Source organism: Roseburia sp. 1XD42-69 (assembly GCF_003612565.1).
Classification (GTDB): Bacteria; Bacillota; Clostridia; order Lachnospirales; family Lachnospiraceae; genus Roseburia_B.
The window spans coordinates 1-1,213 of record NZ_RAZG01000219.1; the positions used below are offsets into that span (position 1 = coordinate 1).

The following is a 1,213-nucleotide window of genomic DNA, read 5'->3' on the forward strand; positions in this document are numbered from 1 at the left end:
GGAGAGATACATGAAATTCAACGGTAAACGATATATAACATCACATTAGAATCTTTCGTGAAACAACCCTAGCTGCGCCCTATATTTTTGTGGTAAATGAGGAACGGAGGTGATATAATTAAGTGAACAAATCAGGATTTGAGGAGGTATGAGAATGCACACATTTTTGAAAGAATGTGGAAAATATGAGCCTAAAGCTCCCAATATTTTATATCATTATTGTTCTATTGATACTATGCTTAAAATATTGCAGAATTATTGTATATGGCTATCAGATGCAGAGAAAACAAATGATAAAAGTGAATTAAGGTATTTTGCTGAACAAATGGAAAAAATGCTTTTAAATATAGTTGAATCATACAAAGGAGAAGTTAATAATGAATTGTTGACTTTAATAAAAACAGTTTTAAAAAAAGCGATAGAAAGTGTTTATTTAGGTTCAGCATATACCGTTCAAAATACTAAGAATTATTTTTGCTGCTTTTCTGAAAGCTCCGATTTGTTAAGTCAGTGGAGGGCATATGGTAATGATGGACAAGGGGTTGCAATAGGATTTAATGCGGAATTGTTATCAAAGATTGATGATATGTATAGTTATGACTTTGTAAAGGTTATCTATAATCAAAAATCTGTCTTAGAAAATATTCAAGAATATATGGAAGGACACTTAAAATATATATTCGAGAATATAACTGAGAAAGAACTAAATCCAGCAGATATAATGTTTAATCTTGCTCCAATTATGACTCCTATTTTACAAGAGAGATTTGCATTTAAACATCCTAAATTTAGTGAGGAAAGAGAATGGCGTCTATTTCGAAAACAAGTAGGAAACTTTGATGAAGATACCGGGGAAAATGAGCCATTTTTCAATGGGGCATTCCATGCTGATGATGAAATATTTGGTTCATTTTCATGTAGTGATTTAAAATTTAGAAGTTTACAAAATAATATTTGTTCATATTTTGAGTTTGGATTTGAAAAATGTAAAGAAGATTTTATAAAAAAGATAATTTTAGGACCAAAATGTCAGATTGAGGAAAAAGATTTGAAAATATTATTAAGAAAGTATATGTATATTAGAGATGTAGAATCAAATAAAATCAAGATACAGAAATCAAAAATCCCCTATGTATAATGCCTGTGAGTTAAAAGTTTGTACCACTAAGAAGCCAGAAAATCCCAGTGTTTTTCTGACTCTTCCTGTAGCTCA

1 protein-coding gene is annotated in these 1,213 nt (G+C 29.9%); it reads left to right on the forward strand.

The genetic code is table 11. From position 1 onward, the window contains the following. The first annotated feature begins 154 nt into the window (after positions 1–154). Entirely contained in the window at positions 155–1,138 is a 984-nt protein-coding gene (locus D7Y06_RS25195; RefSeq protein WP_158591507.1) for a DUF2971 domain-containing protein, read from the forward strand. Positions 1,139–1,213 lie beyond the last annotated feature (75 nt).